This is a genomic window from Corynebacterium sp. HMSC072G08 (genome assembly GCF_001809185.1).
In the GTDB taxonomy this organism is placed as follows: domain Bacteria; phylum Actinomycetota; class Actinomycetes; order Mycobacteriales; family Mycobacteriaceae; genus Corynebacterium; species Corynebacterium phoceense.
In genome coordinates this window covers 1-18796 of the sequence record NZ_KV796458.1, presented here as the reverse complement: position 1 = coordinate 18796, position 18796 = coordinate 1, and the positions used below count along the sequence as shown (strand labels likewise).

At 62.2% G+C, this 18796-nt stretch carries 18 protein-coding genes, 1 tRNA gene and 1 pseudogene; 10 read left to right on the top strand and 10 right to left on the bottom strand.

The features are described 5' to 3' along the window. The first annotated feature begins 233 nt into the window (after positions 1 to 233). From HMPREF2559_RS10370 to HMPREF2559_RS13530, 3 genes and pseudogenes are all read left to right on the top strand, one after another. Complete coding sequence (locus tag HMPREF2559_RS10370) at positions 234 to 1145, top strand: methylenetetrahydrofolate reductase (protein WP_070540645.1); 912 nt, start codon at positions 234 to 236, stop codon at positions 1143 to 1145. Next, entirely contained in the window at positions 1142 to 3448 is a 2307-nt protein-coding gene (gene metE, locus HMPREF2559_RS10365) for a 5-methyltetrahydropteroyltriglutamate--homocysteine S-methyltransferase (protein ID WP_070540642.1), read from the top strand. Before HMPREF2559_RS10370 ends, metE begins: the two co-directional genes overlap by 4 nt. 187 nt (positions 3449 to 3635) lie before the next feature. Next, positions 3636 to 3734, top strand: a pseudogene (locus tag HMPREF2559_RS13530) (DUF4143 domain-containing protein); the annotation flags it as partial. A 12-nt stretch (positions 3735 to 3746) separates the two neighbouring features. Here the strand turns inward: HMPREF2559_RS13530 and HMPREF2559_RS10360 are convergent. Then, positions 3747 to 4388: an HAD family hydrolase gene (locus HMPREF2559_RS10360; protein WP_066492803.1), complete on the bottom strand. Its 642-nt coding sequence runs from the start codon at positions 4386 to 4388 to the stop codon at positions 3747 to 3749. An 80-nt stretch (positions 4389 to 4468) separates the two neighbouring features. Between HMPREF2559_RS10360 and HMPREF2559_RS10355 the strand changes: the two genes are divergently transcribed. After that, the gene (locus HMPREF2559_RS10355; protein WP_066492859.1) at positions 4469 to 4999 is read left to right on the top strand and encodes a peptidylprolyl isomerase; all 531 of its coding nucleotides are present in this window, start codon (positions 4469 to 4471) and stop codon (positions 4997 to 4999) included. Between the two features lie 131 nt (positions 5000 to 5130). Next, complete coding sequence (locus tag HMPREF2559_RS10350) at positions 5131 to 5802, top strand: rhomboid family intramembrane serine protease (protein WP_070540640.1); 672 nt, start codon at positions 5131 to 5133, stop codon at positions 5800 to 5802. 377 nt (positions 5803 to 6179) lie between these two features. Here HMPREF2559_RS10350 and HMPREF2559_RS13525 read toward each other — a convergent pair whose 3' ends face one another. Next, the gene (locus HMPREF2559_RS13525; RefSeq protein WP_070540637.1) at positions 6180 to 6527 is read right to left on the bottom strand and encodes an integrase core domain-containing protein; all 348 of its coding nucleotides are present in this window, start codon (positions 6525 to 6527) and stop codon (positions 6180 to 6182) included. Between the two features lie 440 nt (positions 6528 to 6967). On the opposite strand from HMPREF2559_RS13525, the gene HMPREF2559_RS10340 reads away from it, so the two are divergent. Next, positions 6968 to 7162 carry a toxin HicA gene (locus HMPREF2559_RS10340; RefSeq protein WP_066492808.1) on the top strand — a complete coding sequence of 65 codons (195 nt, stop codon included), beginning with the start codon at positions 6968 to 6970 and terminating at the stop codon, positions 7160 to 7162. A gap of 3 nt (positions 7163 to 7165) precedes the next feature. Then, positions 7166 to 7558, top strand: a complete 393-nt coding sequence (locus HMPREF2559_RS12535) for a hypothetical protein (RefSeq protein ID WP_077210025.1) — start codon at positions 7166 to 7168, stop codon at positions 7556 to 7558. A 230-nt stretch (positions 7559 to 7788) separates the two neighbouring features. Here the strand turns inward: HMPREF2559_RS12535 and crgA are convergent, their stop codons facing one another. The 8 genes from crgA to HMPREF2559_RS10295 all read right to left on the bottom strand — a co-directional run bounded on the left by crgA (position 7789) and on the right by HMPREF2559_RS10295 (position 17108). After that, on the bottom strand, positions 7789 to 8058 hold the full coding sequence (gene crgA / locus HMPREF2559_RS10330; protein WP_066492811.1) for a cell division protein CrgA: 270 nt from the start codon (positions 8056 to 8058) through the stop codon (positions 7789 to 7791). 77 nt (positions 8059 to 8135) lie between these two features. Further along, positions 8136 to 10079: a Stk1 family PASTA domain-containing Ser/Thr kinase gene (gene pknB / locus HMPREF2559_RS10325; protein ID WP_066492814.1), complete on the bottom strand. Its 1944-nt coding sequence runs from the start codon at positions 10077 to 10079 to the stop codon at positions 8136 to 8138. A gap of 48 nt (positions 10080 to 10127) precedes the next feature. Further along, a complete protein-coding gene (locus tag HMPREF2559_RS10320; RefSeq protein WP_066511188.1) occupies positions 10128 to 11558 on the bottom strand; it encodes a serine/threonine-protein kinase in 1431 nt (476 codons plus the stop codon). A 6-nt stretch (positions 11559 to 11564) separates the two neighbouring features. Next, the gene (locus tag HMPREF2559_RS10315) at positions 11565 to 13001 is read right to left on the bottom strand and encodes a peptidoglycan D,D-transpeptidase FtsI family protein (protein ID WP_070540634.1); all 1437 of its coding nucleotides are present in this window, start codon (positions 12999 to 13001) and stop codon (positions 11565 to 11567) included. Continuing rightward, positions 12998 to 14347, bottom strand: a complete 1350-nt coding sequence (locus HMPREF2559_RS10310; RefSeq protein ID WP_070540632.1) for an FtsW/RodA/SpoVE family cell cycle protein — start codon at positions 14345 to 14347, stop codon at positions 12998 to 13000. Before HMPREF2559_RS10310 ends, HMPREF2559_RS10315 begins: the two co-directional genes overlap by 4 nt. Continuing rightward, positions 14348 to 15799: a PP2C family protein-serine/threonine phosphatase gene (locus HMPREF2559_RS10305; RefSeq protein ID WP_066492828.1), complete on the bottom strand. Its 1452-nt coding sequence runs from the start codon at positions 15797 to 15799 to the stop codon at positions 14348 to 14350. After that, the gene (locus HMPREF2559_RS10300; RefSeq protein WP_066492831.1) at positions 15796 to 16245 is read right to left on the bottom strand and encodes an FHA domain-containing protein FhaB/FipA; all 450 of its coding nucleotides are present in this window, start codon (positions 16243 to 16245) and stop codon (positions 15796 to 15798) included. The genes HMPREF2559_RS10305 and HMPREF2559_RS10300 overlap by 4 nt, the downstream gene beginning before the upstream one ends. Positions 16246 to 16277: 32 nt before the next feature. Next, positions 16278 to 17108 carry a DUF3662 and FHA domain-containing protein gene (locus HMPREF2559_RS10295; protein ID WP_066511203.1) on the bottom strand — a complete coding sequence of 277 codons (831 nt, stop codon included), beginning with the start codon at positions 17106 to 17108 and terminating at the stop codon, positions 16278 to 16280. Positions 17109 to 17302: 194 nt separating this feature from the next. On the opposite strand from HMPREF2559_RS10295, the gene HMPREF2559_RS10290 reads away from it, so the two are divergent. The 3 genes from HMPREF2559_RS10290 to HMPREF2559_RS13520 all read left to right on the top strand — a co-directional run bounded on the left by HMPREF2559_RS10290 (position 17303) and on the right by HMPREF2559_RS13520 (position 18471). Then, a tRNA-Leu gene (locus HMPREF2559_RS10290) sits at positions 17303 to 17387 on the top strand. Between the two features lie 295 nt (positions 17388 to 17682). Further along, the gene (locus HMPREF2559_RS13320; protein ID WP_309473681.1) at positions 17683 to 18240 is read left to right on the top strand and encodes a type IIL restriction-modification enzyme MmeI; all 558 of its coding nucleotides are present in this window, start codon (positions 17683 to 17685) and stop codon (positions 18238 to 18240) included. Between the two features lie 6 nt (positions 18241 to 18246). Beyond that, positions 18247 to 18471: a type IIL restriction-modification enzyme MmeI gene (locus HMPREF2559_RS13520; RefSeq protein ID WP_309473684.1), complete on the top strand. Its 225-nt coding sequence runs from the start codon at positions 18247 to 18249 to the stop codon at positions 18469 to 18471. Positions 18472 to 18796: the final 325 nt, after the last annotated feature.

The following is an 18796-nucleotide window of genomic DNA, read 5'->3' as shown; positions in this document are numbered from 1 at the left end:
GTCTCCTTTTTTGCTTGATTCGCTACCTCACCCAGCGTACTTATCTTCCGGACTCTGGGTGGGGGCGTATCTGGACCGAACTACAGGCCGATTTTTATTCGTGCACTTTTCACCTAATTAACAAGCGTGTGCACTATTCATTGGTGATATTAAAAATATAAGGGTTCCACCAAAAGTGAACAGCTTGGTACGTTTTTGCATCAACACACCCCGTCTACCAGGAAGGATGATCTATGGTTCCGCGCTTCTCGGCCTCCGCGCCGCTAGACCTTTTGGAGCAGCGACCCGCGCGCACCGCCCAGCGCGTCGCATTGTCCTTCGAAGTCATCCCGCCCCGTCACGACGCGGATGACGCCAAGATCGCCGGGCTCATCGATACGCTCGCCCGCTTCGATCCGGACTATGTGGCGGTGACGAGCTCCCGTCGCTCTGGCTGGCTTGAGGGCACCGCCGCCTTTATCGAGCGCATCAGCTACGCCACGGATATGCGCCCGCTCGCGCACCTGGCCTGCACGGCCGGCCCCACGCACGAGCTCGAGGGCTGGATCGACCGCCTCGTCGACTCCGGGGTCCGCGGCCTCCTCGCCCTACGCGGGGATCTGCCGGAGGGGGAAACTGCGCTCCCGCCTGACCATCTCCCGCATGCCGATGCCCTCGTCCGCCTCATTCGCCAGCGTGAGACTGAGCAATTCGCACGCTTTGCAGCCGGCAGGCTCGCCGTGGGCGTCGCGTGCTACCCGGGCGGCCACGCGGAATCCGCCAGCCCCGACGAGGACCTCGATGTCCTGCTCACCAAGCAACGCCTGGGCGCGGACTTCGCCATCACACAGCTCTTCTTCGACGCGGAGGACTTCCTGCGCTTCCAGCAGCGCGCCCGGCTCGCCGGGGTCCACATTCCGCTTATCCCGGGCATCATGCCCATGACCAGCCTGGCCCGGGTCCACCGAATGTCTGAGCTTTCCGGCGTGCCCGTGCCAGACCGCCTTGAGCGGCGCCTGCGCGGGGACCCCACCGCGGGCCTCGAACTCACGGTCCAGCTCGCCGGCGAACTCTTCCGCGGCGGTGCCCCGGGCCTGCACATGTACACCCACAACGACGCTGAACTTACCACCACTATCTTGTCAGAAATTGGAATCCACCCATGAGCACTCCTCACTCCACCCCGTTTACTGCACCTTTCCCCTCCGCCACCATCCAGGGCTACCCGCGCATCGGCGCCCAGCGCGAGCTCAAGTTCGCGCTCGAGGCCCTGTGGTCTGGCCGCGCCAGCGAAGAGGACTTCCTGGCCGCGAGCCGTGCGCTCCGTATAGATACGTATGCGCGCCTTCGCGACGCCGGCCTGAACGAGGACTACGCCATCCCCGCTGACGGCGCCGTCTACGACCACGTGCTCGAGACCGCGCTCACCGTCGGCGTCCTTGGCACCCACAAAGAGGTTTCCCTCGCTGAGGAATTCACCCTCGCGCGCGGCAATGATGCCCAGCCCGCGCTCGAGATGACCAAGTGGTTCGACACGAACTACCACTACCTCGTCCCGGAGATTGCCGACGGCGCCGTCTTTATCCCGCGTCCCGAGCGCACGCTTCGTCTCGTCGAGGAGGCCCGCGCCGCCGGTCACACCATCCGTCCTGCCCTCGTCGGCCCCGTCACGCTGCTCGCCCTGTCCAAGCAGGCGGACGGTGCCACGTCCCAGCCGCTTGAGCATCTCGATGCCCTCGTTGAGTCCTACCGCACAGTCCTCGCCGCCCTCGCCGACGCCGGCGTCGAGTGGGTTGAGCTCACCGAACCCGCCGTTGTCGCGGACCTCGCCGTCGCCGACGACGCGACCCTCGCACAGCACATCGCTGCAGCCTACGCCCAGATCCTCGGCGCTGAGCAGCGCCCGCAGGTTCTCGTCTCCACTCCTTACGGCGCCGCCCGCGCCGGACTCGCCGCGCTTGCCGATGCCGCCCCCGAGGCGCTCCATGTCGACCTCGCGGTCGGCACGCTCGCGCAGGAGCCGGACTACGTGCACCGTGTGGCCTCGCTCCGCGATATCCACCTCGTCGCCGGCCTCATCGACGGCCGCAACGTGTGGGCCGCGGATCTGCGCACGCTGCGGAACACGCTCGAGCAGCTCGGGGACGCGGTCTCCGTGTCCACTTCCACGAGCCTGCTCCACGTTCCGCACACGGTGGCGGCGGAAACGCACCTGCCCGTCGACGTCGCGCCCTGGCTCTCCTTCGCGGACGAGAAGGTCGCCGAGGTCGTGGCGCTGGCCGCCGGACCCCTCGATGCCCCGGAGGCCTACGCCCAGGCGGACCGCGCTGTGCGCACCCGCGCCGCCTCGGAGCGCACGCATGATGCCGCCGTCGCTGCTCGCACTGCGGCCCTGCAGGCAGGCGAGGTGCAGCGCCAGCCCCTCTATGCCGAGCGTGCTGAGACGCAGAAGTCCCTGGACATCCCGCTGCTGCCGACCACCACTATTGGTTCCTTCCCGCAGACGCAGGAGATCCGCCAGACGCGTGCGGCCCACAAGGCGGGGGAGATCACGGCCGCCGAGTACGAGGAGGCGCTCAAGGACGAAGTCCGCGCGGTCGTCGAACTGCAGGAGCGTCTGGGCCTCGACGTCCTCGTCCACGGCGAGCCGGAGCGCAACGACATGGTGCAGTACTTCGCGGAGCTGCTTGACGGCTTCGTGGTCACCGACAACGGCTGGGTCCAGTCCTACGGCTCCCGCTGCACACGTCCGCCGCTGGTCGTGGGCGATATCTCCCGCCCGCGCGCGATGACCGTCGAGTGGTCTGCCTTTGCGCAATCGCTGTCCACGAAGCCGGTCAAGGGCATGCTCACCGGCCCGGTCACCATCCTCGCGTGGTCGTTCAACCGTGACGACGTGCCGCTGTCCGTTTCCGCGGATCAGCTGGGCATCGCGCTCGCGGACGAAGTCCACGACCTGGAGCAGGCCGGCATCGACATCATTCAGATCGACGAGCCCGCCCTGCGCGAGCTGCTACCGCTGCGCGAGGAACGCCGTCCGGAGTACCTCGCCTGGGCCGTGCGCGCCTTCCGCCTCGCCGCGCTCGACGCCAAGCCGACGACGCAGATTCACACGCACCTGTGCTACTCCGAGTTTGGCCAGATCATCGAGGCCGTCGCCGCGCTCGATGCGGACGTCACCTCTATCGAGGCCGCGCGCTCCCGCATGGAGCTTCTCGCCGACGTGGACGAGCGTTTCTACTCCGCACTCGGCCCGGGCATCTATGACATCCACTCGCCGCGCGTGCCGTCCGTCGCCGAGATGGCCGAGCTCATCCGAGCGGCACTGCGCCACTTCCCGCTTGAGCGCCTGTGGGTTAACCCGGACTGCGGCCTCAAGACCCGCGGCTATGCCGAGACCGAAGCAGCACTGCGCAACATGGTGCTCGCTCGCGACGAGGTTCGTGCGACAGTGTCCGTCACCGTTTAGCGTCCCGCCTTCGTACCCCATCGCATCTCACTCCTCGTGCGGTGGGGTTTCTTCATTGACGAATGGCAGCGCATGCTCGAGTCTTGGGACTTTGTCCGTAGGAGCGTGGATGATGCGTTCGCGCTGGATTCGAACCGAGCGTGAGCATGGCACAGCTTTTCGAGGGCAACAGTGATATCTCAGGGGCGATGCCATGGCGGACGCGGTGGTCATTACCACGGGCGATAGGGCCTACCGCCGTCCCGACGGTATTGCCGTTGTGCCGCTCGCGCTGCTGGGGATGTAGAAAACTGAGTGCTTAGAAAGTGAGCTCGTCGAGGGAGGCGAGATCACCGCGACCGGCGCGGTCGAACCACAGCGCATCGAGGCCCGCAGCTCGGGCGCCTTCGACGTCATTGGCGAGCGAGTCGCCGACCATGAGGGTCTCGGCGGGGGAGGATTCCATAATCGAACACGCTGCGAGGTAGGCCTCGCGGTGCGGTTTGGGCGTGCCGAGCTCGACGGTGGGGATGAGTACAACGAAGTCGAGGTCCAGCCCGGTCGCGGCGAGCTTGCCTTGCTGCATGTCGCGCGCCCCATTGGTGAGCACGCCCACCTTGAGACCGGCGGCATGGGCCCGCTCGAGGACCAGTAGGGCATCCGGGAACGCCCGCCAGTTGCGGGCATAGGCCGCAAGGTAACCGTCGTAGGCAGCGAGCGCTTCGGCCTCGGTCATCTCGGGGCGGTTGAGGAAGTCGCGGCATCGGCCAGCTCGCTGACCGGGGTGGCTCACCTCGCCGCGTTCGTAGGCGGCAAACCATTTCTTCTCCAGCTCGCGGAAGCGCGCGTGCTGGCCGGTGGGCAACCCGAGCGAGACGCACCATTCGTCGACGCCGTCACGCAATGCCCCCTGATGGTCGAGGAGAGTGTCGTCCAGATCAAAGAGAATGGCCTTATACATGGTGCATATCCTACGGTGCGCAGCCGTGATCGCTCTCGGCATTACTTTCGATCCGCCCTCATGTCGGGAAATTCTTTATGATGGTGGACATGACTCAGAAGACCGCAACTGCAACCATGCACACGAATCACGGTGACATCGTCATCGACTTGTATGGCAACCACGCCCCTGTCACCGTTGAGAACTTCATCGGCCTGGCACAGGGCACCAAGGACTACTCCACCCAGAACGCCAAGGGCGAGCAGTCTGGCCCGTTCTACGACGGCGCCATCTTCCACCGCATCATCGACGGTTTCATGATCCAGGGCGGCGACCCGACCGGCACCGGTACCGGCGGCCCGGGCTACCAGTTCCAGGATGAGTTCCACCCGGAGCTTCAGTTCGACCGTCCGTTCCTCTTCGCCATGGCCAACGCTGGCCCGGGCACCAACGGCTCCCAGTTCTTCATCACCGTGGCGCCGACCCCGCACCTCAACAACCACCACACCATCTTCGGTGAGGTCACCGATGAGGCCTCCAAGAAGGTCGTCGCTGAGATCGCCGGCGTTCGCACCGGCTACGCTGACCGCCCGGTTGATGATGTCGTTATCGAGTCTATCGACATCGCTTAAGTGAGTTAGCGCTTCACGAGCGTGCAAGCCCGCGCCTGCCACTACTGGCAGCGCGGGCTTTGATGGTTTTAGCCGACCAGAAGCCACGCGAAGAAGCCTGAAGAAGACCAGAAGAAAATAAGGACATCTCCATGACCATCAAGGAATGGACCCGGACGTACGCCAAGGTTGCGCCCGCGTCGACGGTGCTCGTGCTCTTCTGCACGGCAGCATGGATTATCTCAGCCATCCAGGCGCGTTCGATTTCGGGTGCCTACTACGACTCGGAGTTGGCAACAGAGTGGACGCTGTGGGGGCCTGCGGTTCTTGCGGGCGGCGCCGATTGGTTGCGTCCCGTGACGTCCATGTTTATGCACCTGGATCTGGGCCACCTCGCGGTCAATATGATCTTCCTCGTTCTCATTGGCAGGGAAGTGGAGCGATGGCTGGGCAGCGCGCTCTATACGGCGGCCTATGTGTGCGCGGGATTGGGCGGCAGTTTGGCCATCTTGTGGAATGCCTTCGACCAGCCGACAGTGGGAGCATCCGGTGCACTTTACGGGCTTATGGCGCTCATGGTGGGGGTCTACCGGGCGAAGGGACTCGACCTGCGGGCGCCACTCTTCCTTATCGCTGCCAACGTTGTCTATACCGCTATGACACCGGGCGTCTCGCTGTGGGGGCACGTGGGCGGGCTCGTGACGGGGCTGGTGTTGTTGCCGTTCCTCCGGGCGCGCCGGGTGTGGGTGCGCTGGCTCGGTGTTTTTATTGTGGGGATCCTTGTGATTGCGGGGATTGGACTGCGAGCAGCAGTTTGGGGATAACCTCCGCGTGTTTTCCACGCGGACAAGTGTGCGAAATCTTTCCACATCAGTTATCCACATTGTGGATAACTACATTTTTGTAATTTACCGAACATCCGAACGGAGTTTTCCCTGATCGCGCAGGGTGCAGAGCCGGGTGTGGGAAAAAAACCACAGTGTGAAAAGGGGGATTGGGGAATTCCACAGGGTGTGGAGAAACCTGTTGAATTCTACTATCCACACCTTTATCCCCAACCTGTGGATAACTTTTCCTGCACCGTGTGGAAAGTGTGAAAATGCCCCCGTCCCACAAAAACACATTCTTGTAATTTGACTGTTGCACGCACCGTGTCAAGCCCCGTGTTTTCTAGAGGGTAGTTTTCTGGTTTTGGGTTAGGTCAGGCGACTATGTTCGTGGTGGAGAGTGCGTTCCAGTAGGCGGTCTCGTAGTCGACGGGGCTGGTGTGGCCCAGGGCTGAGTGGAGTCGGTGGTTGTTGTACCAGCCGACCCAGTTGGTGATGGCTTTCTCGGTTTCGTCGAGTGTGGTGAAGCCTGTGGGGTGGATGCTGACGTTGTGGATGCATTCTCCCTTGTAGAGGCTGTTTATGGCCCCTGCTAGGGCATTGTCATAGGAGTCGCAGTATTGGACCCCTCGGTCACTGTGGTGAATAAGCTGGTCAACACGCTGGTCCTGCCGGAGCCGGGAGGGCGTCTGATGGTTTGTGTGTGGAGTTCCATTCCGCATAAGCAGACAAGCCAGAATGACTACTATGGTACGACGAGACTCGGCCGATAAGGCTAAGATTGATGCGATTGAGGAAAGTTGCTTGCTAACCCGGAAATCGCGAAGCTGTTTGACGAACTAGGCACGTCGCCGACGGACGCCGACCACAGCCGCGAGCGCAGCGGCCCCCAGCAGGGCGAGGGGAATCACGGTTGCCAGGGGGGAAGCCGGTACGGTCATTGGTGTGCGGCCGGTCGAGCGGTCGTAGGCGGCGCGCGCAGTAGCTGCAAGTAGCACATCAACCTGTGACGCTAAACAAATAGCTATAGGAATTGCTATGTCACTAGCTATTTGCATTGCTATGTTTTGTCTTCACCGGCAGTAGCCGAAGTTGGTCAGCCCAATCGGAAGTAAGTATATCGGACTATACTTGACAGTGTTTAGTTTGCTATACTATCGTTGTGACGAAGCGGAAAGACATTCTTAAAAACATCGCCGACTTTGCAAAAAGAACGGGTCAAACGCTCACGATTAAAGAGGGCGGTAACCATACTCGAATCTGGGTTGGCGAGAAGTACACCACCGTGGGGCGCCATAAGGAGATTGACAATCTCATGGCTCGTAAAATCTACAAGCAAATCGGAATGGAACAGTAGGACATGAATACGTTTACTGCCTGTGTTGAGCGCGGCGAGAACTGGTGGGTTGCCCAGCTAGTCGAAGACCCTGGCGTTATCGTTCAGGCGCGTCGTCTTGACCAGATTCAAGAAGAAATCCGTGACGCTCTCGCCCTTTTCCCGGAGCTTACCGATTCGCCCGAAACAGCTATCGTTCATCTTGACCTTGTTGGTGAAGTAGAGCAACAAGCTCAAGCTACCCGCGACCAACTTGCCGCCATCCGCGAGCGTGAAGCTCATGAGCTTGCCAATATGTCGCAACATGCTCGGCGGCTAGCGGATGGTGGGTACAACTACCGCGATATCGCCTACCTTCTTGGCATCACCTACGGCAGGGTGGGGCAAATACTCAAAGCGAAAACCAGCACTGCCTAAGTATGCGCGGCAGCTGCAAGCAGCAGGAGTACTCCGTGGCTTGGCCGCTTCGCGTCTGGAGAGTGGTGGTGGTTTGTGTATTTTTGCGGTTTGGGGTGGATGATTCGTATTTGTGGCGACGCTTCAGCTCACACCATGAGCCACTGGGACGGTGAGGAGAGAGGGGGTATCGGAAAGCACAAAAAGGCGCCCTGGGTTTCCCAGGGCGCCGTGAGAGGGCAGGGAGGCGGTTAGCGCCAGCCCATCGTCATGAGGAGGCCGACGATGGCGAGGCCGAAGCCGATGCCATAGTTCCAGGGGCCGAGCTCGGCCATGAACGAGATATCCTCGCCGGCGAGGTAGTTGACGATGATCCAGGCGAGGCCGAGGATCATGAGGCCCAGCATGAGGACGATGTACCACTTTGGTGTGCCCTCGTTATTGATTTTGACCGGGGTGCGGTTGGCTGAGGTGCTCGTGACCTGAGGGGTCGAGCTCTTCGAAACCTTAGACTTCGGCATGGTGTACCTTCACTTTGATGTGCGGTGGGAGTTATTTCCTTGAATACGACTACTGTACCAGCAGCTTTAGCTCACGCTTAGCGGCCACCATTCGTAACCGAGTTGAAGGCGTTGCCCAAATCGCTGAGGAACTTCCATTCGCGGATTTGGATATCGGCGTCCTTACGGATGGTTTGGCCAGACTGGGCGGAGGACCATGCGATGCGGCCAGCGTCCGTGGGCACCGGCGTGTTGACGACCTCGCCCTTGGTGAACGAACCGGTCCAGCCCAACTGCTTGAGGGCCGACTTGGCATCGGACTCCGTCATGCGGACGAGATCGGGCACCGCAATGAGCATGCCGTTGGAGACTTGGAGGGTGATGGTGTCGCCCGCCTTGGCGTTCGACGTATCCGGCATGGAGAGCACCGTGCCTTCCGGCTTGGTGGAGTCTACCATCTGGATCTGAACCTTGAGATCCTGGCCCTCGAGGGTGGACTTGGCGTCCTCGACGTTGAGGCCCTTTATATCCGGAACGGAGACATCCTCCGGGCCGGTAGACACGGTGATGCGGACCTTGGAACCCTTGGACAGCTGGGATCCACCCGCGGGGTTCTGCGAGATGATCTGGCCCGTAGGGATGTCTTTATTGGATTCCTCGGTGACGGTGTCATCGAGCTCCAGGCCTGCGTCCGTGAGGGCTTGGGTGGCCTCGTCGACGTTCATGCCCGTGATATCCGGAACGTCCGTGATCTCCTTGCCGGAGGACACGGTGAGGATGACCGTGGAGTTCTTTTGCAACTCCGAGCCTGCCGCAGGGTTGATGCGGATGGCGCGGTCGCGCGCGACGTCGTCATTCGGCTCTTGGTTTACCTGGACGAGCAGGCCCATCTCCTCGAGTTCCTTGACGACCTCGGCGCGGGGGCGGTTCTCGACCTCGGGGATGATGACCATGTTTGCCTGGCGCGCGGCCTCGGCGCGGCGGTCAGCTTCTTGCTGCTTGAGGTCCCGGGAGTTCTGGTAAAAGTCCCAGCCGAAGTAGCCCACGGTTCCGATGAGCGCGGCGGCGAGCAGAGCAGCCAGCCACTTGAGGCCGGAGCCAGACTTCTCAGTGCCCGTGGGGCGCGTCGAAGCGACCGGCGCGTGCGTGATCGTCGTCGGTGCGTCGTCTTCTGCGGAAATGTGCGTGCGCGCGGCTTGGGTGACGGCGCCGCGGGAGAGGCGCTCGAGATCGCCGGCCATCTCCCATGCGGACTGGTAACGGTCTGCCGGGTGCTTGGCCATGGCGGTGAGCACGACGGCGTCGATATTGACGCGCTGGGTGGGGGAGAGTTCCTCGATGTACTCGGACGGCGGAACCGGATCCTCCTGGACGTGCTGGTAGGCGACGGCGAAGGGGGTCTCACCTTCAAAGGGCGTGCGGCCGGTGACGGACTCGTAGAGCACGCAGCCGAGCGCGTAGACATCGGAGCGGGCGTCCGCCGTCTTGCCGCGGGCCTGCTCCGGCGAGAGGTATTGCGCGGTGCCGATGACAGCGGAGGTCTGCGTCATGGCGGACGTCGAGTCATCGAGGGCACGAGCGATGCCGAAATCCATGACCTTCACCTGGCCGGTGTTGGTGAGCATGATATTCGCCGGCTTGACGTCGCGGTGGATAATGCCGGCCTCGTGGGAGGCCTGGAGCGCGTCCGCGACCGGCTTGAGGATTTCCGCAGCCTCCTCCGGGGTCATGGGGCCGTCTTCGGTGATGATGTCGCGCAGCGTGCGGCCGTTGACGCGTTCCATCACGATGTACGGGATGGCAACATTGGAGGACATGTCCTCGCCGGTGTCGAAGACCTGCACGATATTGGGATGATTGAGCTTGCCGGAGTTCTGGGCCTCTCGGCGGAAGCGCTCACGGAAGTTGACGTCCCGTGCCATTTCGGGGCGCAGCATCTTTACCGCTACGCTGCGGCCGAGGCTCGTGTCCTCGGCGGCGTACACCTCCGACATGCCGCCGGAGCCGATGACCTCGCCAAGCGAATAACGGTCATTGAGCATTACTTCTGCATACCTTCCTGACAAGTTCCTTAACGGTGACTTGCCATATTAAAGAGTCGCGCTGGGGTTTGTTGCGAAATGCGTCGGGTTAACGCTTAAAGAGTCTAATGGGTTGACCTCAGTTTCCACGGTATTGGGAGCCTCCGTGGTTGTGGGAGCTTGCGTGGTGAACTCGGGTTGTTCCTCCTGCGTCGTTTCATCCACGGGAGCGGGCGGCTTCTGCTCTTCCTCCGCAGGCGGCTCAGCCGGAGCCTTCGTCTCCGTCACGGTGGGTGCCTCGTGCGTGCGGTGTGTGGGCGTGCGTTGGGACTTGGTCGGTGCTGCCGGAGCCGTGGAGCGATCAGGTTGCTCGTCTTCCGTCGACGAAACGGTTTCCGTGACGACGATGGGATCTGCGGAGGTCGGCTCTGTTGATTCGCCGTCGTCACCGCCGGTGAGTGCCGTCGCTGCCCAAATGCCGCCGCCGAGGAGGGCAGCGGCGCCGAGGATCCAGGGGAGGATGGGCTTTTTCTCTGAGACCGCGACTGCGGCCGGTTGCGTCGTGGTGGGCTGCGCCGCATTGGCGAGCATCTCCGTCGACGCGGTGGGTGAGGGCGGCTCGGCGATATCGGGAACCGGAGCGCCGGCCGGCTCGGGTGGACGCTTGCCAAAACGAACCTGGGAGATGGCGAGCGCGAACTCGTTGCCATCCGCGTAGCGGCGCGCGGCGTCCTTGCGCAGCGCGATGCCGATGAGCTCGCGGGCCTGCGCGGAAATTGTGGTGGGCAGCGGCTCAGCGACCTTGGAAATGTGGGCGAGCGCGACGGACACCGACGAGTCGCCCGAGAAGGGCCGCTTGCCAGAGAGCATCTCGTAGCCGACGACGCCGAGCGAGTAGACGTCCGAGGCCGGGGACACTGCGTGGCCTTGGGCTTGCTCCGGGGAGACGTACTGCGCGGTGCCCACGACCATGCCGGTGCGGGTGAGCGGGACAGCGGCCGCGGCCTTCGCGATGCCGAAGTCGGTGACCTTCACCTGGCCGTTTTGCGTGATGAGCAGGTTGCCTGGCTTGATGTCGCGGTGGACCATGCCCATGCGATGGATCACGGAGAGACCGTGCGCGGCCTGTTCCATGACGTCGAGGGCGAGTGCCTCGGGCAGCGCGCCTTCGCGGGCAAGGAGGTCCGCGAGGGACTCGCCGCGGACGTATTCGAGCGCCATGAAGCAGAACATGGCGCCGTTCGTGTCCTTGAGCTCCCGGTAGTCGTAGGTGGCGACGACGTTGTCCGAGTCGATCTGCTGGGCGGACTGTGCCTCGTTGCGGAAGCGGCCGAGAAATTCTTTGTTGTCCGAGAATTCCGGGCGCAGCACCTTGATGGCGACCTCGCGCTGGTGGACGTTGTCATCCGCGAGCCACACGGTGGACATACCGCCGTGGCCGATGACCCACTGGAGGGTGTAATCGGAGCCGATGAGCTCTTGCAAGCGTTCCTGTTCCATGGGCGACTAGCCCTCCGTTCCGGTGTAAGCGCGCAGGATTGCGCGGCCGATGGGGGACGAGACTTGGCCGCCGGTGGCGCCCTCGCCGAGGTGGCCGCCGTCCTTGACGACGACGGCGACGGCGATGTCCTTCTCCGGGTCGTAGGCGACGTACCAGACGTGCGGGGGAAGTCCATCTCCGTGCTCGGCCGTGCCCGTCTTCGAGGCAAAACCGTTGCCGTCATAGCCGTAGGTGGCCTGCTCAGAGCCGAACATGAGGTCCTGGATGGTTGCGGCGGTCTCCTCGGAAATGGCGGTGGCGGCGACCTTGGGCTTGGTGACGGTGACGTCTTCCATCTGGGCGTTGGTCACCTTGTTGACGAGGTACGGCGTCATGCGCACACCCTTGTTGGCGATGGTGGAGGCCATGCTTGCCGCTTGGAGCGCGGACATGGTGACGTCGCGCTGGCCGATGGCGGACTGCGCGGTGGCGGAGGCATCCGCGAGATCGCCCAGCGTGCCGGAGGACATGTCGACACCCAAGTCATAGTCCTGGCCCACGCCGAAAGCGTCTGCGTACTTGCGCAGTTCGCCCGCGCCGATGGACTCGCTCATCTCCACAAACGCGGTATTGCACGACAGGGAGAAGGCGGTGCGCAGCGTGACCTGCGCGGAGCCGCCGCACATCTGGTTGCCGTAGTTGGTCAGCGTCGTCACGTTGTCGGGTAGCGTGATCGAATTTTGGCCCGTGAGCGTCGAGTCCGGCGTGAAGCCGTTGTTGAGTCCCGCGGCCGAGGTGATGATTTTAAAGATCGATCCGGGAGGCAGTGTCTCCTGCGTCGCGTGGTTGATGAGCGGGTTGCCAGGTTGCTCCTGGAGCTGCGCCCACGTGTCCGCGCCGGTGTCCTCGTTGGTGACGTCCGCGGCGGAATAGCTCGGCGAGGACGCGAGCGCGAGGATCTTGCCGGTCGAGGGCTGGAGGGCCACGGCCGCACCGTTGTAGCCAGCGTTCGTGAGCTGGTCGTACGCGAACTGCTGGAGCTGCGGGTCGATGGTGACCTCGACGTTCGCGCCGAGCGGCTGCTTGCCGGAGAGCTGGTCGAGCCAGTTCTGGCCCATGAGTGAGTCGTCCGTACCGTTCAAGACGTTGTTATACGAGGACTCGAGTCCCGAGGCGCCGAACTGCGAGGACAGGTAGCCCGTGACGGGCGAGTAGGCTGCCGATGCCGCCGGGTAGCTGCGGGTATAAATTCCCTCCGCGTCCGCAGTGGACTGGGCGAGCACGGTGCCGCCGGAGTAGATCTGCCCGCGCGGGGTGGTCTGCATTTCGTAGAAGCCACGCAGGTTCTTGGGGTTATCCGCATACTTCTCATCGGAGAAAGCCTGGACGACGGTGAGCCGCACGAGCAGGATGGCGGTCAACAGGATTGCAAAGATCGCAGCGAGCCGGATCGACTTGTTCATCGGTGTGCCTCCTGGACGGCCGGGAACATGGACGTATCGCTGGACTGCGCTGCGGTGTGCTCGACCGCGGGCCTGCGCGCGGAATTGGAGATGCGCAGCAGGATGCCCAGCAAGATGTAGTTAGCCATGAGAGAGGAGCCGCCCGCGGACATGAACGGGGTCGTGAGACCCGTCATGGGCAGGAGTGCGGAGATGCCGCCGGTGACGACGAAGACCTGGATGGCGATGGTGAGCGCGAGGCCCGCCGCGACGAGCTTGCCGTACGTGTCGCGCACGCGCAGCGCCGTGTGGAAGCCGCGGGAGCACAGTATGCCGAAGAGGATGAGCACCGCGCCGAGACCGATGAGACCGAACTCCTCGCCGATGCCCGCGAGGATGAAGTCCGAGTGCGCCACGGGGACGATTTCCGGGTGACCTTGGCCCAGACCCGTGCCGGTGATGCCGCCGGAGGACATGCCAAACAGCGCCTGCGAGAGCTGGTATCCGCCGGAATCATAATTGCCCAAAGGATCCAAGAAGTTGGAGAAACGGTTCTGGATCTTGTCCGAGATTTGGTAGATGCCGTAGGCGCCGATGGCGACCAGGAAGAGACCGATGGCCAGCCACGAGACGCGGCCGGTGGCCATGTACAGCATGCCCAGCACCGTCGAGAAGAGGAGCAAGGCCGGACCAAAGTCGTTGGAGATGCCCATGATGGCAATCGCGATGGCCCACACCACGAGGATGGGCGCGAGATCGCGCAGGCGCGGGAGCGAGACGCCGAGGAACTTATAGCCCGCCACGGTAAACAGGGAGCGCTTCTGCGTGAGCAGCATAGCGAAGAACAAGATGAGCAGGATCTTCGACAGCTCGCCCGGCTGCAAGGAGAAGGGCCCCAGCCACAGCCAGATGCGGGCTTCGGCATCCGGCGGCTGCGGCCACACGAGCGGCAGGGCGAGAAGGATAAGACCGAGCGCACCCAAGATGTAGGAGTATCGCGTGAGCGATTTGTGGTCGCGGAGGAGCACGAGGACGAGGACAAAGAGCACGATGCCCGCGATGGTCCACATGATTTGGCGCGACGCGAGTCCCCAGCCATTGGCGAGGTCGAGGCGTGCAAGCATGATAAGTCCCATGCCGTTGAGCACGGCGACGATGGGCAGCATGATTTGGTCCGCCCACGGCGCGAGGAAGCTGAGCGCTATGTGTGCGACGGCGAAGACGCCCACGAAGCCGCCAATGAGATAGAACAGTTCCGTGGTGAGTGAATTGCCTTGAGAGAGTTCGAGAGCGACGAGAATAAAGGAGAATACGACCGTGGCGAGGAGCAGCAGCCCCAGCTCGGTCCCGCGAAAACGGGCCTTCATTTACTTCACCTCCCGGCAGTTAACTCCCGGTTCAGATTGGATTGTGGATGTGGGCGACGGAGCCGCCGATGACGACGGCTGAGCAGACGAAGCAGCGGACGGCGCAGCAGACGTGGTAGCCGACGGGGTGGCCGAGGCCGAGCGCTTGGGGGCATCGGCAGGCTTTGTCGACGCCTCGCACACCGGCAGGGTCTTCTCCGCCAGGCGCACGAGCTGTCCCTGTACCTCGTCATAGGAGCCGGCGCCGAGGTTGGCCGCCGCGCTGCGCTCCGAGGCCGGAAGGGCCTCGAGCGTGAACGGGGAAAAATCGCCCGTGCAGTCCGCCGTCCTGAGCCCCAGCTCACCCTTCTCGTTGAGGCAGGCGTGCTGGTAGGTGGAGTGCAGCGCGCGGCCGAAGAGCTCGAAGTCCGTGCCCTGCTGGACGGTGATCTCTCCGTCCGTGGCGACGTAGTAGCGGTCCGTCATGGCGTTCTTCGCCCACAGGCCGGCGGCTACGACGGCGATGAGGACGACGAGGATGGACGAGACCACGATCCAGCCGAGTTTGCCCCGTGGGGCAGGCTCCGAATCCTCGGAGCCCCCCTCACCGTCCTTATCGCCGACATGCGCCATGGTCTGTGCGGTGGTCGACGGGACGGCGCGGTTAAGCTTCGCCGCCCGCGAGGCTGCGGAATCCGGATGCGTGGGCTCCGGCAGCTCGCCGGCGATAGCGCCCACGAGGTGCGGGGACGAAGCTTCGCTGGAGCCCTCCACGACCTCGGCGATAACGACCGTCACGTTGTCCGGGCCGCCGGAACGCAGCGCGAGCTCGACGAGCATCTGTGCGGCATCCTCCACGCTGCCCTGCTTGAGGGCGGACTCGATGGTGGTCGCCGTGACGGGATCCGACAGGCCGTCGGAGCACAGGAGAAGGCGGTCGCCGACCTTGGCGTCGAGCATAAACAGCGTGGGCTCGACGTCGTGGCCGGTATACGCCTTCAAAATCAGGGACTTTTGCGGGTGCGACGAGACGTCCGCCGGGTCGAGCTTGCCCTGGTCCACGAGCGACTGGACGAAGGTGTCGTCCTTCGTAATCTGCTCGATCTTGCCGTCACGCAGACGGTAGCCACGGGAGTCACCCACGTGGATGACGCCGAACTCGGAGCCGTTGAACATGAGCGCGCTGAGCGTCGTACCCATGCCCTCGGTCTCTGGGTGCTCGTCGACGTGGCGCTTGATGTCCACGTTCGCATCGCGGGCGCTTGCGGCCAGGATCGACAGCATGTCGTTGTCGCCCGGGTCCTTATCAATCCGCTCGAGGCGCGTGATCATGAGCTGCGAGGCGACCTCGCCGGCCGCGTGGCCGCCCATGCCGTCCGCGAGTGCGAGCAGCCACGTGCCGCCGTATGCGGAGTCCTCGTTATTGCCGCGGACGAGGCCGCGGTCGGAGAGGGCCGTTACTTTGAGTTTCATGGCATCAGCCTTACTGTGGTTCGACCCATCTTGATATCCGTGCCCACGCCCACGCGTTCGGGCTGGTCAATGCGCACGCCGTTGACGAACGTGCCATTGCGGGACTCCAAATCTTCCACGAACCAGTCGGAGCCGCGGCGGAAAAGCCGCGAATGCCGTGCGGACGAGTAATCATCGCCCGTCACGAAGTCGCACTCGTTGGCGCGGCCCAGCACCAGGTCCTCGAGCGTGCCTAGCGCCATGTGGGAGCCCTGCAGCGGGCCCTCCACGATGGAGATCTGGTGCGCCGCCTCCTTGCGGTGCGGCGTGCGCGCCGGGCTTGCCGATGCCGTCACGGCCGCCGCCTTGTTTGCGTCACGGCGCATGGCATTGAGGGCTACCAGGATAAAAATCCATAGCAGCGCCAGGATTGCGATGCGCAGTCCGAGCAATACAACGGAGGACACGTGGTGCCGCCTTCCTGGAAGTTGAAGAAAATCTAGTTATCGAGACCCGTGATACGGACCTCGATGTGCGAATGCCCCATAGTAATCACATCGCCGTCAGCGAGAAGCCAGTTTTCAATGGGGGTGTCGTTGACGGTCGTGCCGTTCGTCGACTGCAGATCGACGAGCACCGCGTCCTGGCCGTTCCACGTGATTTCCGCGTGCTGACGGGAGACACCGGTATCGGGCAGGCGCAGGTCCGCGTCCGTGGAGCGGCCGATAATATTCGAGCCCTCGTGCACTTGGTACGTGCGCGAGGAGCCGTCCTGCAGCAGCAGGTTGACGCTCGGGCCGCTGCCGGGATTGTCCGGCATGCGCGCGGCACGGAATGCCGTGGTTGCGGCTTCGGGATTGTTGTACTGATCAGTCATCTCGTCCTCCTGAGAGTCGCCCTCCTGCGGGGTGGGCTCGTGGAAAATGGCGTCGTAACCGGTTTCCTCGCCCGGCTCGTGGTCAATAAAAGAAGACACGCGCAGCTGTCCCGTGCGCAGTCCCGACTCCTCCGCGATGCGGACGATGACGGGTCCGGCGAGCGCCCAGCCTTTGTTGCGCATGAAGCGCCCCAGCTGGTCCGCCAAGAGCTCGGGAAGGTCAGCGTCGCGCGACAAGTTCTCAATATCCTTGGAGCTCACCGCGACGGTGACCACGTTGGGTCCGTAGAGCAACCCGTCGTCGCCGCGCGTGAGATTGTCCTGGGCTTCCTGCTTGAGGAGCTCCTCGATCTCTGCGGGAACGACGCGGCCGCCAAAGACGAACGCCATGCCGTTGTCGAGTCCGCGCTGCATGGCGGAGTCAAGCTTTGCGAGCCTGCCCATGATTCCCATTGGCGCGGACCTCCTTTACCACTGTGACTTGTAATGGATTATCAAATAACGTGCCTAAGTATAGGGGCAATGGGCAGATCCAACGAAGAACCGTGCGGACACGCTGGGGATTTTTGGGTTTGTGCCTGCGGATTTGTTAAAAACACTGACCCCCGTGCTATCTTTATTTAGTCGCCAAGACATATCAAAACCCTGCCCGGGTGGCGGAATTGGCAGACGCGCTGGCTTCAGGTGCCAGTGTCCTTATAGGACGTGCGGGTTCAAGTCCCGCCCCGGGCACAGTGAGCAGTTGAACAAACTGCACCACTGGAAGTAACAAACTCGAAAGGGTATGTTACCTCCGGTTTCTTTCGTTTTCCGGTTTTTAAGGGCCGAGGATTGCACGTGTGAGGATTTAGGGTGTGAATCCCACTGTCGTGGGTTTGATGGAGTAGTCGATGTTGCGGAAGCCATAGCATGAGTTGTTTTCCGCGGAGCATGGGATTAACGCTTATCTAGTGGACGGGGCAAATGTCCTAGTCGAAACCCGAAACGCGGTATTGTCACCTAGTCTCGCGTCCGCTGTTTTGGAAGCATGCCGAATGATGGGGGGTATCTCGTCCCCAAAGCAGGGACAGCGCGCCCAGACAATGATCCTATTGCTATGGAATACGTGCGTCGTTTTATAGGCGCTCAAGAGCTAATCCGGAAAGCAAACCGTTGGTGTTTTTGGATGGCGGGGGACGACTTTTCCCCTTCCGACATATCCAAATCAGTGACCCTCAAAGAAGCCGTCACAGCAGTCCAACAGCATAGAAATAGGAGCACTCGCGCAGCGGCAAAGAAGCTTGCTGATACGCCACACTTGTTCGGCGAGATACGCCAACCTGCCACAGATTATGTAGCTATTCCTCGCCACGTTAGTGAAACCCGCAAATACTGGACTGCTCAAATCAACCCTCCCTCAGTAATCTGCGGCGATGCCAACATGCTGGTATCTGACCCAGACGGGCTTCAATTCGGCTTCATTTCTTCATCGATGTTCATCATTTGGCAAAGAACTGTAGGCGGAAGAATCAAATCGGATTATCGTTTCTCCAGCACCCTGACGTGGAATACATTCCCTGTCCCAGAACTCGATGAAGCTACTTAGAAGCGCATCATCAAGGCTGGGCAGAAAGTCCTCGATGCGCGGGCATTACATCCAGAGCGCTCGCTAGCTGAGCACTATAACCCGCTGGCCATGGCACCACAACTGGTGAAGGCGCATGACGTGCTCGACCGGAAAGTGGATAAAGCAATGGGAGCGCCTCGCAAGCTCACTTCGGAGCGCCAACGCCTAGAGATTCTGTTCGCCAACTATGCGCGGCTTATAAGAGGTTAATTATCTAGTTTGACGGGGATTTAAATGAGACGCTTGGGGGTTTATACATAGATAGCGATAGGCAATACGGTGATTGAAGGTCCTTCTACACTTGTCTTCAGTAGAAATCGAGTACCATCGCACCCAGCCCGTCAATACGGGGTAGTAGAAGAAGCGGAACTAAACCCAGGACGCTTCAGAGGAACAGGGAACCGTATGGCGCTGAGCGTGTTTTCGAACATCGGTTTGTACATGTCGGGTGGGTGAATAAACCTGTGTTGCATGACTGGATCAGGTGTTCGGAAGCTCGGTAGGGTGCTGTTGCAAAGTTGGGGCAGTAGGAAGA